Source organism: Phocaeicola sp. (genome assembly GCF_057861905.1).
Genome location: NZ_DBMACV010000031.1, coordinates 1 through 16586 on the forward strand (window position 1 = coordinate 1; position 16586 = coordinate 16586).

Below are 16586 nucleotides of genomic sequence, written 5' to 3' on the forward strand. Positions count from 1 at the left end.
AATCGAGATTATCTTCTGAATATCGCTGCCTGAAAAAGTTAACTACACTCTTATCGTTGATAAAGAAAAGAGGGTGAATCGCGTATTACGACACACCCTCTATAACTTCTTCCCCATATAAATTATCGGGAACAGAAGTCTGAGATTGGTAGTTGGTATATATTCCGCAACTGCTTAAAAGAAGCGTTACGCCGAATATCATTATCTTTCGTGTATACATATACTACTTATTTTTTTCAACGTTAAAAGCACTCTTTTCTATCAATGTTTGTTCTTTTTCATACAGCACCTGCTGATCGGGCTCTTTTTGCATTGGTCCACGCAATTTTTCCTGTAAGTATTCAAATACAATAAAGAATACAGGGACAACGAAAAGTAAAGCCAATGTTCCGATAAGCATACCTCCTACGACTCCAGTTGCTAACGAACTATTACCGTTTGCACCAGCTCCGGTAGAGAACATCAACGGAAGCATACCAAAGATCATACAAAGTACAGTCATGATGATAGGACGGAAACGAGCTTGAGCAGCAGAATAGGCAGAAGAAATTATGCCCATTCCTTTGCGTCGACGTTCTATGGCATACTCGGTAATCAAAATAGCCGTTTTAGCCAGCAAACCAATCAACATAATTGCTCCAGTCTGCAAATAAATATTATTCTCCAGTCCAGCTATACGTGCGAAAAGGAAACTACCCATTAATCCGAAAGGTACAGAAAGAATAACGGCCAACGGAACCAGAAAACTTTCATATAGACAAGACAAAATCAGGAAAATAAGCATTACACACAATGTATAAACAAATACCGTTTGTGCTCCTCCACTGCCAGCTTCCTCTCGTGCCATACCTCCATATTCATATCCGTATCCAGAAGGAAGCATCCGTTCCGCTACTTCTTTGATAGCTTTCTGTGCTTCACCCGTCGAATATCCGTCGGCTACATTGACGTTTACATTGATGGTATTGTAAAGATTGAATCGTTTGGCTATTTCAGCACCTTCTTCCGAACGAAGTGTAACAAACTGGCTGACAGGAGCCATTTCTGTTCCATTACGCACAAACATATTATCCAGTGCGTGCTTATCCAGACGAGATTTAGGTGAAGCCTGAATCATGACACGGTATACCTTACCAAACTTGTTATAATTAGAAACATACGAACCACCACAATAAGCTCCCAAGGCATTAAGTACATCATTCGGACTGATTCCGGCACGTTTACACTTAGCAGCATCCACGTCTACAGCCACTTGTGGAAAGTTCATGGCATAAGAACTATAAGCCATAGCTATTTCCGGACGTTTGTTCAGTTCACCTATATATTGCATGACCGAATTATAGAAAGGCTCCATTTCTCCACCCGTTTTATCCTCCATATAAAGTTCAATGGAGTTACCTGTACCATATCCTGGAATCATTGCTGGCTGAAAACAGAACACCTGAGCTTCCTTTATATTACTGAATTGTGCATTCAATCGCTTCATGACAGCATAACTGTATGTTCTTCACCTTTTCGTTCATCCCAATGGCGCAGACGGATAATGACTGTTCCGTAAGAGGTTCCCTGACCAGAAATCAATCCATAACCGGAAGTACGCGAATAATGTTCTATTTCTGGAGTAGCCTCCAATATCTTTTGTACTTTATCCATTACTTTATTAGTTTCAACCAATGAACTACCCGGTGATGTACTGATATTAACCATCATTGTTCCCTGATCTTCTTGAGGCACCAACCCAGTCTTAGTAGTAGTCATCAAATAAACCAATAAAGCACAAGCAATGCCTAATGAAGTCCATACCATCCAACGACGACGGAAGAAAAACATCAATCCTCTCTTATATTTTCCCATTAAGGCATTAAATGAAACATTATAAGCTGCACGTATTCTACCATTTATACTATGAGGGTTCTTTTTTCCATCCGACGGTTTCATCATCATTGCACACAAAGCAGGACACAACGTCAAGGCATTCAGACAAGAAATACCAACAGCAACAGCCATGGTTACACCAAATTGAGTATAAAAGACACCAGATGTACCACCCATAAAAGTTACCGGAACGAACACTGCCATAAAGACCAACGTACACGACAGAACAGCCATCGTAACATCGCTCATGGCATCCTTGGTAGCAAGATAAGGAGAACGGAAACCAATATCAAATTTGGCTTGCACAGCCTCAACAACAATAATGGCATCATCTACCACAGTTCCAATAGCCAGTACCAATGCAAACAAAGTCAATATATTAATACTGAAACCAGCAACTGACAGAAAAGCGAATGTACCTATCAGTGAAACGATAATTGATATAGATGGTATTAATGTACTTTTAAAATCATGCAAGAAGAAGTAAACTACCAAAATCACAAGGATAATGGCAATGACCAGTGTTTCAATCACATTATCAATGGATGCAAACAAGAAATCATTCACACTCATCATCTGAAGGAATTCCATTCCTTCCGGTAAATCTTTAGACATGTCGTTCAAAAGATTAGTGATATCCTCATTTACAGCCGTTGCATTCGCACCTGCTACCTGATAGACCATAAACATTATACCTGGTACACCATCTGCTTCTCCATGAAACCCATAAGACTCACGTCCAAGTTCTACATCAGCTATATCCTTTACCCGTAATACAGAACCATCCTTTTCAGAACGTATTACCATATTTTCAAACTCCTCAACACTTTTCAATCGTCCTTTATATTTCATGGTATACTGAAATACATGATCCGAGTTTTCCCCAAAAGAACCTGTCGGAGCTTCTATATTTTGTTCTCCCAATGCAGCTGTAACATCGGAAGGAACCAAGCCGTATTGCGCCATTTTCTCCGGTTTCATCCAAATACGCATACTATACGTATCGCCCAAGAGCTGTACATCTCCTACTCCTTGAATACGTTTTATCTGTGGAATTACATTTATATCCAGATAATTGGACAGGAAACTTTCATCATAGCGTTTATCCGGACTGATAAGGCTATTAATCTGCAGGTAACTGTTCTGACGTTTTGTTGTACTGACACCAATAGCCGTTACTTCTGCAGGTAACAATCCCTGAGCTGCCGATACACGATTCTGTACATTGACAGCTGCCATATCCGGATCTGTTCCTTGTCTAAAATAAACCAAAATTTCAGCCGTACCAGCATTAGTCGCGGTAGAAGTAATGTAAATCATGTCTTCCACACCATTTATACTCTCTTCCAGCGGCATGATAACACTGTTCATCACAGCATCTGCATCGGCTCCTGTATAAGTCGCATCCACACAAACTGTTGGCGGAGCAATATCCGGATATTGTTCTACCGGCAGTACATAAAGTGAAATAAATCCAACAATTAATATCAATATAGATATTGACAAGGCCATCACAGGCCGTTTAATAAATATATTTCCTTTCATAAGCGTCAGTTAATTATTTAACTTGTGTTCCTTCACGAACCATTCCCGCACCGTTCGAGATTATTTCGTCGCCAGATTTCAAACCTTCCAATACAATATATTCTTTCCCATCATTAACAGGAGCTACCTTAATCAGTGTAGACACAGCTTTACCATCTACAACTTTATATACCAATAGCTTATCCTGCAATTGTATAGTAGCGCCTTGTGGAATAACTATACATTGTTTATATATACTTGGAATTAACACATTACCAGAAGCTCCACTATGCAGCAAGCGCGAAGAATTAGGAAAGACGGCACGAACCCCTACCGTACCTGTTTCCTTATCAATCACTCCACTGATAGATTCAATCTTACCTTTTTCCTCATAAGTAGAACCATCATTCAACTGAAGCTGAATGGCAGGCATATTCTGCAAGGCCTTTTCGATTGTACCATACTGACGAGCCAGCGACAAAAACTGATTCTCCGTCATCGAAAAGTAAACATACATATTCGAATTGTCAGAAACAGTGGTCAACGGCTGGGGCATGCTGGGACTCACTAATGTACCAACCCGATAAGGCAACATGCCCACTACACCGTTGCTTGGACTTTTAACTTCTGTATAAGAAAGGTTATTGCGTGCATTAACTTCCTGAGCCTTTGCCTGCGCCAACTATGCTTTGGCTGTGAGATAAGCATTTTTTGTAGTCTGCAAGTTAAAGTCAGAAACAACTTTCTTAGCAAACAAAGCCTGTGTACTCTTATAAGTAAGTTCTGCTGTAGCCAGATTGGCTTTTGCCGACTCTACATTAGCTATTGCTGTTTCGAGTGCTGCTTTATAAGGAACCTGATCTATAACAAACAGAATTTCTCCTTTTCGTACAATATCACCTTCTGAAACATTCAGCTTTTCAATGTATCCCGAAACTTGCGGATAAATATCAATATCCTGTTTACCTTCAATCGAAGCAGAGTATGAAGTTGTAATCTCCTTATCCGTATCGGCAGTGATAGTTGCAAGACTATACCCTTTTGTCTCACTGTTCTTTGTTTCTGTCTTACAAGAAGTTACACCTATTGTACAGCCTGCAAGAATCATTAGCCATACCTTTAGTCTAATTGTTTTCATTGTCATATTCATTCATTTTTTGTTCGTGCAAAAGTAGTATCTTGCCCTGTAACAAAAGCGACGAATTTTCGTACAGAAACATTCTGTTTTCACCTTTCAGAAGATATATTTTGTTAAATGTGGAAAATACAATATAGATAGAGGAAAATTAAACATGGTATCTACTATATAAATCCTCTACCTTTGCAAAAAAATAATGTATGGAAGATAATATTATCAAATATATCGATATGGAAATGTTGAAGTCGTATAATGGACAAGAAACCTATACCGACGACTATCTGTTCTTTACCGACAAACTGGAAAAGATATTTTTAGAAAACAAAAACGTCAAACTGGAAGTTTTTCTGATGATATATTGTACCGAAGGAGAAATTAAACTGGAACTAAATAATGTACCTCACTATCTACATCAGGACGATCTGATTATCAGCCTTCCAAATACACTAATCGGGCGAGTTTCAGCAAGCTCCTCACATAAGGTAAAAGTGATTTGCTTTTCCAACCGCTTTCTTCAGCGCCTGACACAGACAGAAAAATATACCTGGAAATGGATATGCTACATACAAGAAAATCCGGTTAAGCATTTTGAGCAAGGCGAAAAGAAAAGGTTTAATCAATATTTAAGCTTGATGGAGAGCAAAACACAAACCAACATCAATAAATTCCAAAAAGTCATCTTATCGCATATAGCCTCTGCTTTCTTTGGAGAAATGATTTTTCAGACTACTCAAAAATCTATTGAATCAGAAACAGAGATACATACAGGTTCTCTCAGGCAATCCGATTTTCTGTTTAAACAATTTATGGAAGCGCTTTCGGCTGATAATGGCAAACACCGTACGCTCGAGTATTATGCTAATTTATTTTGTTACTCTCCCAAATACTTATCCCGGGTAATCAAACAAATCAGTGGAAAGAATGCATTAACCCTTATTCACGAAAACGCTATCGAACATATTATAATGGAACTTAAATACTCTAATAAAAGCATGAAGGAAATAGCCATGGACTTCGACTTTTCGAATACATCGTTTTTTGCCCAGTATGTCAAGAAACACCTGGGCATGACTCCTTCCGAATATAGAAGTAATAATCAGGCTACTGATTAATCTTCTACATTCGACAATTTATCCGAGGACAACTGTTCCCTATATTGCTTAGGAGAAACTCCAAGATAACGCTTTACGTATTTGCCAAAAAAAGAAAGATTCGGGAAATCCAGCTCCATAGCTATCTCCTTTATGCTTTTAGGCGACCATTGAAGCATGTACTTTACATTCTTCAAAATATACTGATTTACCAGATCGAAAGCTGTCTGTCCGCTTACCTCTTTACATACAGCAGATAAATATTTAGGTGAAACATGCAGTTTATCAGCATAATAAGCAACCTTACGACAGTTGTTTCCCGGAGTATTCAGCAAGTCCAGAAAGTTCCGGAACAAGACTTCTGATGATGAAAAGGTTTTCGGATTTTCGTTATAAAAACGCTCCATCGTATCGTAAAAATCATAATGTAACATCTCCAGCAAGGCATCAAACAATTCCCTTTGGTGCTTGCGAGGAGTCCTGGTCATTTTTTCATACAGCAAATCGTAATACTGTCTGAATAATCTGGCTTCTTCGTCATTCAGTGAAAAGACTGGATGCTTTTCTACAAACGACCGGAAGCTCCAGGTACTACATTCAAACAAAAACATATTCTTCATATACTCAGGAGAAAGCACAACCCCACGCATCTCGAAATCTATGCTAATCATACTTTTTTCGAATACAATGTTGGGAACACAAACCAACAAATCATTGGGATGAATCAAATAAGTACTTCCATTGATGCAAATAGAAGCCTTCCCCTTCACACAATAAACTAAGAGTATAGCATCTACCTTCACCATATCATCCAGATTGACTTGTCCGTCTTTCAAGCCTTGAATATTATCAATAATGGCTATACGGTCATCTTTGTATGCCGCACTTCTATCCAAATCGCCGTTATGCCATATACCTTTTTCCAAACTATCTTTTTCCATATCGTTATTCTTTTTCCGCAAAATAACGGCAATTTTAACCAACAGCAGTAATCAAAGGAGCGCAATTAATGGTCAATTATTCAGATGAATAAAAGTAAAAGACTTTTAGAACACTTTTAAGGACACAAAAAGAATCAATACATCAGGCAAAATGTATTCTTTTGCTCCCGAAAAATAAAAGATAATTTAGATAGGTATGAAAAAGTGTCATTACATTACAGCTTCATTGCTGTTTTTTACATTGTTATCTTGTCAGGGTAACAGTGACAAACAAAACTCTTCCGCTGATCCGGTAAAAGTAAAGGTCATGCAAGTATCTTCCAGTACAACCAATGAATCCAGACATTTTTCCGGTACTGTAGAAGAATCAAACGCTACAGCACTAAGCTTCTCTGTTATGGGAACCGTCAAGAAAATATACGTCGACTTGGGTAAACATGTAAATAAAGGACAATTAATAGCAGAAATTGACCCGACTTCTATTCGAAGCAGCTATGCAGCCGCACAGTCAACGTTAAAGCAAGCTGAAGATGCTTACCAGCGTATGAAGCAGCTCCACGATAAAGGAAGTCTGGCCGATATGAAATGGATTGAAGTACAAAGCAAACTCCAGCAGGCACGCTCAATGGAAGAAGTTGCACGAAAAAACTTATCCGACTGCAAGTTGTATGCTCCATATAGTGGAGTCATTTCGGCAAAGGATATCGAAGTAGGACAAAATGTAATGCCGGGAATGCCCGTTGCCCATCTGGTTGCCGTAAGAGATTTGAACGTCAAAATTTCAGTTCCAGAAAATGAAATTGCCAATATACAAAAGAGCCAGAAAGCCCTGATTCAAGTTTCAGCTTTAGGCAACCGTTCCTTCGAAGGTAGCGTAGCAGAAAAAGGAATTGTAGCCAATGCCTTATCACGTTCCTACGAAGTTAAAATTCGCATAAACAAGCCGGATAAAGAACTGATGCCGGGAATGGTTTGTGAAGTAGTTTTGGAAACAGCCGAAGACAGCAGTCACTACGTATTACCTGCCAACATTATCCAGTTGGGTGAAGGAAATCAGAACTTTGTATGGGTAAATAACGGAGGAAAAGCCGAAAAGCGTATCATACAATGCGGCGAATTCACTTCTGACGGAATCATTGTCCTGAGCGGAATAAAAGACGGGGATATGATTATAACAGAAGGACAGCAAAAAGTTTGTGAAAACACGCCGGTAACTATAAAATAAAACAGCAATGGAAAAGAAACGTAATATAGTAGAATGGGCAATGCACTATCGGCAGATTGTCATACTGGTAGTATGTTGTCTGGTCGCATTCGGCATATACAGTTTGCCCAACATGCGTAAAAACGAATTTCCTGATTTTACAATCCGCCAGGGAATGGTAGTAGCTGTAGCACCAGGAAATACAGCCGAAGAAATGATTGAACAAGTTACCAAACCGCTGGAAAACTATATCTTCTCCTATAAAGCAGTAAAGAAAGAGAAGACATTTTCTACCAGCCGCGACGGAATTGTTTATATACAAGTAGAACTAAACGACGATCTCAACAACAAAGATGAATTTTGGAGTAAATTCAAACATGGCATTACAACATTCAAGTCGAGCTTGCCTTCGAATGTGCTTGCCGTACAAGTTCTGGATGATTTCGGAGATACGTCTGCTCTGCTTATCACCATGGAGAGTAAGGATAAAACTTACAGAGAATTAAAAGAATACATGGACGATTTGCAAGATCGTTTGCGCCGTATCAGCAGCATCGGACGTATGACGGTAAGTGGATTGCAGAATGAACAGATTGCCGTTTATCTGGATAATGAGAAGCTCTCGCAATACGGACTTACAGAACAGACACTGGCTGTCAACCTGTTTTCTAAAGGGTTCGTTACTTCAGGCGGACGAGTACAAAATCCAGCCTATATACTGCCTGTACACGTAGAAAAATCCTTTAATACCGTTTACGACGTACAAGAGCAGATTGTGTATACCGACCCTTCAGGACATAACATTCGCCTGAAAGATGTAGCTCGTGTGGTAAAGGAATATCCACATGCCGACAGCTACATTACCAACAACGGGAAAAAATGTATTCTGCTTAGCGTAGAAATGAAAAAAGGACAGAATATCGTAAAGATGGGAGAACAAATCAATCTAACTCTCGAAGAGTTTAAGAAAGAGCTTCCGTCCGAAGTAAACATGTTCCGCATTACCGACCAAAGCGAAGTAGTTGGCGACAGTGTAAACAACTTTCTGAAAGAACTGCTGATTGCCATTGTAGCCGTAGTCATCGTAGTTATGTTACTGCTTCCGGTTCGTGTCGCACTGGTAGCAGCCTCTACTATCCCGATTACCATATTCATTTCACTGGGTCTGTTCTATGCTTTTGGTATCGAACTGAATACAGTAACACTGGCAGCACTGATTGTTACACTGGGAATGATTGTCGATAACTCCATTGTGATCATCGATAATTATCTAGAGAAAATAGGAGAAGGAATGTCCCGCTGGCATGCTTCCATACAGAGTAGTACACATTTCTTCCGTTCCATCTTCTCGGCAACCCTTGCCATCAGTATCACGTTCTTCCCGTTCCTGTTCATCATGACAGGTATGTTCCACGATTTCCTGCTCAGCTTCCCGTGGTCCATCACACTTATTTTGGGAATTTCACTGCTGGTAGCTTCATTGCTTGTACCGTTCATGCAGTTCTGGTTCATACGGAAACCTCTTCAGACTGGCAAAAAAGGATTTTCTTTCCTGGATATGCTTCAGAAATATTATAATAAGTTGCTGGATGTATGCTTCAAGCATCCTTATTATACTGTAATAACAGGACTGGCCTTCATTGTTGTGGGTATTATCCTGATGGGCAAATTACCTCAGAACCTGATGCCGACAGCAGACCGTAACCAGTTTGCCGTAGAAATTTATCTTCCTACAGGAACTGCCATCGAAAAGACGTCAGCCATAGCCGACACATTGGAAAATATACTTCGTGCAGACGATCGTGTTGTTTCGGTAACTTCATTTACCGGATGTGCTTCTCCTCGTTTCCACACAGCATACGCACCGCAGATAGCAGGCCCGAACTATGCACAGTTTATTGTTAATACAAAGGGAAATAAAGAAACTGTCGATTTGCTGGATGAATATGCAGCTAAATACACCAATGCATTTCCGGAAGCACTGATCCGTTTCAAACAACTCAGTTACAGTCAGTCGGTCTATCCGATTGAACTCCGATTAAGCGGTAATAACCTCGACAGTCTGAAATGTACAGCAGACAAATATCTGAGCTTATTGCGTAGTATGCCTGAAACAGAACTGGCACAAACCAACTTCAGTAATCCGCAAACCACTGCACGTATCGTACTGAAAGAAGATGAAGCGTCACGGTTGGGTATTACCAATGCTACGGTAGAAGCAACCTTAGCAATGAGATATGGTACAGGAATTCCGGTTGCCAATGTATGGGAAGGTGATTACAATATCCCAATCATACTTAAAAGCAACAAAGCCGACAACGCACATTACAACGACATTGAAGATGAATTAATTCCGGTAGCCGGCGGACTGTCGAGTGTTCCACTTCGCCAGATAGCCAGCATTGAACCATCTACCGAAGACGGACAAATTGTACGCCGAAACGGTGTCTATACCATTACAGTAATGTCCGACTTGAAAAGAGGAGAAAATGCAATGGAAATAACCGGAAAAATTCAGGAAAAGATAAAGGCAATTCCCCTGCCTCAAGGAGTCACACTGACATACGGAGGTGACTTGGAACAGAACAATGAGCAAAATCCGCTTATCATGGGAGCACTTGCCATCGCAGCCGTCATGATATTATTTATCCTGATAGCTCATTTCCACCGTCTGAGTATTGCACTGCTCATCTTCGGCAGTATGACATTCTGCGTTTTCGGTACAGCAATAGGTGTTTTGATTCAGGGAGTTGACTTCAGTATGACGTGTACGTTGGGTATTATCAGTCTGATGGGTATCATTGTCCGTAACGGAATCATCATGATAGACTATGCCGAAGAACTGAGAAGCACAGAAAAATTATGTGTCCGCGATGCCATTTACCATTCCGCACGCCGACGTATGCGACCGATCTTCCTGACATCAGCAGCAGCTTCAATGGGAGTTATCCCGATGATTTGGGGTAAAAGCGGATTGTGGATGCCTATGGGAACTGTAATTTGCTACGGAACTCTTATCACCATGATCTTCCTGCTGACTGTACTTCCGGTTTTGTATATGCTATTGTTTAGAGGTTCCACTCGCAAACGTGCCGTCAATGCACAAATCGAACTTCAATAACATTGATAACTAAAAAGATAGCAATTAAATTCTGTTACGATTATGAAAAGAAAAAACATCATATCTTTATTCCTGCTGTCGGCAGGTTGTATGTTGCCATTATGCGCTTCTGCCCAACATACCTATTCGCTGGACGAATGTATAGAAGCTGCACTCGACAACAATGTACGCATGAAAAATGCTCAAAACAACCTTCGCATGGCAGAACACAGCAAGCAGGAGGCTTTCAGTAAATACTTTCCTACGGTAAGTGCAGCCGGAAGCGGATTCCTTGCCGACAAAAGTCTGGTACGCATGGGACTATCACCCGAAATGCAGATGGCATTCATGAAAAACGGACTCGTAGGCGACGTTTCGGCTACCCTGCCGCTGTTCACCGGAGGACAAATAGTAAACGGGAACAAACTGGCTAAGGTAAATGTAGAAGTAAACCGCCTTCAGCAACGCCAATCACAAAACGAAGTGACGCTGACAGTCGAAAATTATTTCTGGCAGGTGGTAATGCTGAAAGAAAAATTACAGACTATCGGTACACTCGACAAACAACTAAGTCAGTTGCTTCAGGATGTGGAAACCAGTGTACAGGCAGGTATCACAACCCGTAACGACTTATTGCAGGTTCAACTCCGGCAAAATGAAATACAGAGTAAACGCATTCAGGTGGAAAACATGCTTTCATTATCACGGAGTATGCTTGCACAGTATATAGGACATCCGGCTGATAGCATAGAAATAGCGGCAACGTTGAAAGATACGTTGCCGCAAGGACCGGAAGGACTCTATACGGTTCCCGAAACGGCACTTACGATGACCAATGAATATAACCTCCTCCAGCAAAATGTAAAGGCAAGCAGTCTGCAACATAAAATGGCTATAGGCAAAAACTTGCCTACCATAGCTATCGGAGGAGGCTATGCTTACGAGAATCTGCTGGGTAAAGATCATACATTCTGGCTGGGATTCGCTACCGTTTCCGTACCAATCTCAGGCTGGTGGGGAGGCTCGCACGACATTCAACGTCAGAAATTACAACTACGTAATGCCGAAAACCAGCTCACCGACCAAAGCCAGTTGCTGGTAATCCGCATGAAACATACGTGGGACGACTTGAATGATGCCTATAAACAGGTAAAGATAGCTCTGCTTTCCATCGAACAGGCTAAAGAAAACCTGCGTCTGAACACCGATTATTATGCAGCCGGTACATGCACCATGAGCGATCTGCTCGATGCACAGAGCCTCTATCAGCAAAGTCGCGACAAGTATGTAGAAACCTACGCTCAGTATGAAGTAAAGAAACGTGAATACCTGCAAGTGACAGGACGATAGAAATAAGGAATAAAAACAAGAGATTTTGACTATTCTTCTGACATTTATTTCTAACTTTGCGACTAAACATTAAAAAAATTAATTTATGGCAAAGTTCAAACGTATTCTGTTAAAGCTCAGCGGCGAAAGCTTAATGGGAGAAAAGAAATATGGTATCGACGAAAAACGCCTGGGCGAATATGCACAGCAGATTAAGGAAATCCATGACATGGGTGTACAGATCGGCATCGTTATCGGTGGAGGAAACATCTTCCGTGGACTGACTGGAGCCGGAAAAGGATTCGATCGTGTGAAAGGTGACCAGATGGGTATGCTGGCAACGGTTATCAATAGCTTGGGACTGAGTTCTGCTTTGGTAGCAGCCGGAGTAAAGGCTCGTGTGCTGACAGCTATCCGTATGGAACCGATCGGTGAGTTCTACACCAAATGGAAAGCTATCGAAGCCATGGAAAACGGTGAAGTAGTCATCATGTCTGCCGGAACCGGAAACCCGTTCTTCACAACCGATACCGGTTCTTCACTGCGTGGTATCGAAATTGAAGCTGACGTTATGCTGAAGGGTACTCGTGTAGACGGTATCTATACTGCCGATCCGGAAAAAGATCCGACAGCTACCAAGTTCGACGAAATCACTTACGATGAAGTTCTGGCACGTGGCTTGAAAGTAATGGACCTGACAGCTACTTGTATGTGCAAGGAAAACAATCTGCCGATTATCGTATTCGACATGGATACGGTAGGTAACCTGAAGAAAGTCATGTCTGGCGAAAACATTGGAACAATGGTTCACAATTAAACCTGATTTATTATATTCACCACAGAAGATAAAGTTTATCCATCATTGGCATGGAAAACATACTTTTTCTTCTGTGGTGTTTTTTTATGCCTTTTCTCCTCATTCCATCGTCAGACGGACTACCTCGCAATTATTCATGTGCGATACAGTAGTAAGCTGGTCGACAGGTATGCCTGCCAGATAAGCCCGCAACGAACGGTTTATCAGGCCGTGAGCCACCACCAAGATACATTTCCCTTCGTAATGCTGCCGGATATATTCCAGACACTTGCCCGCACGTTCGTAAAGCATTTCACGTGTTTCGGCATCTGCAGGCAGATGCGTCCGGTCTACCGAGTCGAGCGGAAGTCCGGTCCAGCTTCCCCAGTCTATTTCACGCAACAAAGGCGTTGTCTGCCACGGCAGGTTCCTGTCGCCTACAGCCAGACGAACCGTATCGACCACCCGCTGTAAATCGCTGCTGAGTACAGCATCCAGTGGAATATTCCGCAGACGATTGCCCAATTCTACAGCCTGCTGCTTTCCCTCTTCTGTAAGATGTCCCGGCAGGTGCCCCTGAAAAATGCGACTGATATTTTCTTCCGTCTGCCCGTGACGGGCTAAGTATATCGTAATCATAAAAGCACAGTATTAAAATCACCTAAAACCATACGGAGTTGACGCACGATGCAGTCTGCCTGCATGCCTACGCCAACTCCGTATGATATTATAATCGTTCCGATTAATCTTCCATCAGCTTGCGGTAACGGACGCGCTTCGGTTCTACATTACCCATACGCTTCATCTTGTTTTCTTCATATTCTGTATACGAACCTTCGAAGAAGAACACTTCGCTGTTACCTTCGAATGCAAGGATGTGTGTACAGATACGGTCGAGGAACCAGCGGTCGTGGCTGATAACTACCGCACATCCGGCAAAATCTTCCAGACCTTCTTCCAATGCTCGCAGCGTATTCACGTCGATATCGTTGGTCGGCTCGTCCAGCAACAGTACGTTACCTTCTTCTTTCAGCGCCATGGCAAGATGCAAGCGGTTACGCTCACCACCCGAAAGCATGCCGCACAACTTTTCCTGATCGGAACCCGAGAAGTTGAAACGGCTCAGATAAGCACGGGCATTCACATCGCGGTTTCCCATACGCAGCAAATCATTTCCACCACTGATTACCTGATACACCGTCTTGTTCGGGTCAATATCCTTGTGCTGCTGGTCTACGTAAGCCACCTTTACCGTTTCTCCGACTTCAAACTCTCCTCTATCTGGTTTTTCCAGTCCCATAATCAGGCGGAACAAAGTAGTCTTACCAGCACCGTTCGGACCAATCACACCCACGATACCGTTAGGCGGCAGCATAAAGTTCAGGTCGTCGAACAGCAGCTTGTCGCCATATGCCTTTGCTACATGTTTTGCTTCGATAACCTTGTTTCCCAGACGCGGACCGTTCGGAATAAAGATTTCCAGTTTTTCTTCCTTTTCCTTCACATCCTCGTTCAGCAACTTATCGTAAGAGTTCAGACGAGCCTTACCCTTTGCCTGACGTGCCTTAGGTGCCATACGTACCCATTCCAACTCACGTTCCAGCGTTTTACGACGCTTGCTGGCAGTCTTTTCCTCCATTTCCATACGCTTGGTCTTCTGCTCCAGCCAGCTTGAGTAATTTCCCTTCCATGGAATACCCTCGCCACGATCCAGCTCCAGAATCCATCCTGCCACATGGTCAAGGAAGTAACGGTCGTGTGTTACAGCGATGACCGTACCCTCGTACTGCTGCAAGTGCTGTTCCAGCCAGTCAATGCTTTCCGCATCCAAGTGGTTGGTCGGCTCGTCCAGCAACAAGATGTCCGGCTTTTGTAACAACAAACGGCAGAGAGCCACACGGCGACGCTCACCTCCAGAGAGATTTTTTACCGGCTGATCTTCGGGCGGACAGCGCAACGCATCCATCGCACGCTCCAGCTTACTGTCAAGATTCCATGCATCCGTAGCATCTATTATATCCTGCAACTCAGCTTGACGGGCAAACAAGGCATCCATCTTTTCGGGATCCTCATAATACTCCGGCAAGCCGAACTTATTATTTATTTCTTCATATTCGGCAAGCGTATCAACCACACTCTGTACGCCCTCCATCACTACTTCCTTTACAGTCTTGGTATCGTCAAGATGCGGTTCCTGAGCCAGATAACCGACTGAATATCCCGGAGAAAACACCACCTCTCCCTGATAGTTTTTGTCCAGACCGGCTATAATCTTCATCAGGGTAGACTTACCCGCACCATTCAAACCGATGATACCGATCTTCGCTCCGTAGAAAAAAGATAGGTAGATGTCTTTCAAGACTTGCTTATTGTTCTGGAATGATTTGCTCACTCCGACCATAGAAAAGATAATCTTTTTATCGTCTGCCATACTCTTTTATTGTTTATTTGTTTGATAATGTTTCATAAAATAGCGATGTATGTATGCCTGATAGAACAGAAATCCGGCAATACAAATCCCCAGTGCAACCTGATACGGTTTCCCATTTCCTGCCTCACAAGCATATTGGGAAATCCATACACCGAGCATAATACCCGTTTCCCACAACAGTTGGTAGGTATGATAACCGGTGCCCCGCTCGCAATGCAAAGGCAGCAGTATCATCATCCGCAGGAACTGTCCGATAGAAAAGCCCAGTCCCAGTCCCAGCAACAGTCCGGCTCCATAAAGACTTTCGCCCGTATCCGAGCCACAGAGCACAACCAGCCCTGCCCCTGTCAGCAACTGCCCGATCAATATCTGAAGCCTTCCGTTCATCGGGCTGGTAAACACTTGCCTGATAAACAGATATATCAAAAATCCACATCCTATGCAAAGATAGAAAAAAGCATTGGATATCATAATGAAAAGCATTCCTAAAACGACAGGTACAGTCATCATATTTACTCCGGGAAGCAAAGTCCGGAAAAGAATGAACCTGTCGAACGAACACAAGGGCAAGTCGAGCGGTGCACGAAAGCACACTCTCACCATAGACACCAGTACGATAGAAACCGCACAAAGAAAAGCCGAAACATACAGCAAGGAGGTAAAACTCAGATAATTTCCTCCCTCTATACCAACAATTATTCCCCCCAGCATACCGATGATAGACGACCAGGTAAATACCCGGTTAGCCTCATTACGCTTATTACTGGGAGTGACGTCAATCACCAGCGTACTTCCCGTAGCCATCAGGACAATGCCAAACAATGCTCCCTGCAAGATACGAAGAAGTGCCACCATCCCTACCGAAGTAACGTAAGGATATAATATTCCTACAAGTGCCAGCAACGCCATACTCCGGGTACAAACATTCTTCCGGCTAAATGTATCGACCAAATAATTATTGAAAGCCCCAGGAAGGAATAACGTGATTCCGAAAACAGCTGTTACCCCTGCAGCCTGTAGTCCGGTGCAACTCCAGGCTTGAATCATCCACTGATGAATCAAAGGGAACAACATGTAAACCGCTATATAGAGTAATATGTTTGCTGCAATCAGTAAAGAAAAATTTCTATTCCACAGCATATTCATATAGCAACAGT

The 16586-nt window shown here is 42.3% G+C and carries 9 protein-coding genes and 3 pseudogenes; 5 read left to right on the top strand and 7 right to left on the bottom strand.

What is annotated here, in order from left to right; genetic code table 11:
- Positions 1-103: 103 nt before the first annotated feature.
- From ACZM60_RS07665 to ACZM60_RS07675, 3 pseudogenes are all read right to left on the bottom strand, one after another.
- Positions 104-220 (bottom strand): annotated as a pseudogene (locus ACZM60_RS07665) (TolC family protein); the annotation flags it as partial.
- Between the two features lie 3 nt (positions 221-223).
- A pseudogene (locus tag ACZM60_RS07670) lies at positions 224-3420 on the bottom strand (efflux RND transporter permease subunit).
- Between the two features lie 13 nt (positions 3421-3433).
- Positions 3434-4549: pseudogene (locus ACZM60_RS07675) on the bottom strand (efflux RND transporter periplasmic adaptor subunit).
- A 188-nt stretch (positions 4550-4737) separates the two neighbouring features.
- On the opposite strand from ACZM60_RS07675, the gene ACZM60_RS07680 reads away from it, so the two are divergent.
- Positions 4738-5649, top strand: a complete 912-nt coding sequence (locus ACZM60_RS07680; protein ID WP_021971187.1) for a helix-turn-helix domain-containing protein — start codon at positions 4738-4740, stop codon at positions 5647-5649.
- Here the strand turns inward: ACZM60_RS07680 and ACZM60_RS07685 are convergent.
- Complete coding sequence (locus tag ACZM60_RS07685; RefSeq protein WP_489521205.1) at positions 5646-6569, bottom strand: AraC family transcriptional regulator; 924 nt, start codon at positions 6567-6569, stop codon at positions 5646-5648. The genes ACZM60_RS07680 and ACZM60_RS07685 overlap by 4 nt on opposite strands.
- A 196-nt stretch (positions 6570-6765) precedes the next feature.
- On the opposite strand from ACZM60_RS07685, the gene ACZM60_RS07690 reads away from it, so the two are divergent.
- The 4 genes from ACZM60_RS07690 (at position 6766) to pyrH (ending at position 13019) form a co-directional block, all read left to right on the top strand.
- Positions 6766-7794, top strand: coding sequence for an efflux RND transporter periplasmic adaptor subunit (locus tag ACZM60_RS07690; protein WP_021971189.1), 1029 nt, complete (start codon positions 6766-6768; stop codon positions 7792-7794).
- Positions 7795-7801: 7 nt separating this feature from the next.
- Complete coding sequence (locus ACZM60_RS07695; RefSeq protein WP_489521206.1) at positions 7802-10894, top strand: efflux RND transporter permease subunit; 3093 nt, start codon at positions 7802-7804, stop codon at positions 10892-10894.
- A 42-nt stretch (positions 10895-10936) separates the two neighbouring features.
- Positions 10937-12223 carry a TolC family protein gene (locus ACZM60_RS07700; RefSeq protein WP_021971191.1) on the top strand — a complete coding sequence of 429 codons (1287 nt, stop codon included), beginning with the start codon at positions 10937-10939 and terminating at the stop codon, positions 12221-12223.
- Between the two features lie 85 nt (positions 12224-12308).
- A complete protein-coding gene (pyrH, locus tag ACZM60_RS07705; protein ID WP_022124965.1) occupies positions 12309-13019 on the top strand; it encodes a UMP kinase in 711 nt (236 codons plus the stop codon).
- A 99-nt stretch (positions 13020-13118) separates the two neighbouring features.
- Here pyrH and ACZM60_RS07710 read toward each other — a convergent pair whose 3' ends face one another.
- The 3 genes from ACZM60_RS07710 to ACZM60_RS07720 all read right to left on the bottom strand — a co-directional run bounded on the left by ACZM60_RS07710 (position 13119) and on the right by ACZM60_RS07720 (position 16575).
- A complete protein-coding gene (locus tag ACZM60_RS07710; RefSeq protein WP_489521207.1) occupies positions 13119-13637 on the bottom strand; it encodes a histidine phosphatase family protein in 519 nt (172 codons plus the stop codon).
- Between the two features lie 103 nt (positions 13638-13740).
- The gene (ettA, locus tag ACZM60_RS07715; protein ID WP_340319223.1) at positions 13741-15429 is read right to left on the bottom strand and encodes an energy-dependent translational throttle protein EttA; all 1689 of its coding nucleotides are present in this window, start codon (positions 15427-15429) and stop codon (positions 13741-13743) included.
- Positions 15430-15435: 6 nt separating this feature from the next.
- Positions 15436-16575: an MFS transporter gene (locus tag ACZM60_RS07720; RefSeq protein ID WP_489521208.1), complete on the bottom strand. Its 1140-nt coding sequence runs from the start codon at positions 16573-16575 to the stop codon at positions 15436-15438.
- Positions 16576-16586 lie beyond the last annotated feature (11 nt).

Excerpts from the sequence above, each read along its gene's own strand:
- ACZM60_RS07680 (WP_021971187.1), top strand. The coding sequence starts at position 4,738 with ATGGAAGATAATATTATCAAATATATCGATATGGAAATGTTGAAGTCG.
- ACZM60_RS07685 (WP_489521205.1), bottom strand. The coding sequence starts at position 6,569 with ATGGAAAAAGATAGTTTGGAAAAAGGTATATGGCATAACGGCGATTTG.
- ACZM60_RS07690 (WP_021971189.1), top strand. The coding sequence starts at position 6,766 with ATGAAAAAGTGTCATTACATTACAGCTTCATTGCTGTTTTTTACATTG.
- ACZM60_RS07695 (WP_489521206.1), top strand. The coding sequence starts at position 7,802 with ATGGAAAAGAAACGTAATATAGTAGAATGGGCAATGCACTATCGGCAG.
- ACZM60_RS07700 (WP_021971191.1), top strand. The coding sequence starts at position 10,937 with ATGAAAAGAAAAAACATCATATCTTTATTCCTGCTGTCGGCAGGTTGT.
- pyrH (WP_022124965.1), top strand. The coding sequence starts at position 12,309 with ATGGCAAAGTTCAAACGTATTCTGTTAAAGCTCAGCGGCGAAAGCTTA.
- ACZM60_RS07710 (WP_489521207.1), bottom strand. The coding sequence starts at position 13,637 with ATGATTACGATATACTTAGCCCGTCACGGGCAGACGGAAGAAAATATC.
- ettA (WP_340319223.1), bottom strand. The coding sequence starts at position 15,429 with ATGGCAGACGATAAAAAGATTATCTTTTCTATGGTCGGAGTGAGCAAA.
- ACZM60_RS07720 (WP_489521208.1), bottom strand. The coding sequence starts at position 16,575 with ATGAATATGCTGTGGAATAGAAATTTTTCTTTACTGATTGCAGCAAAC.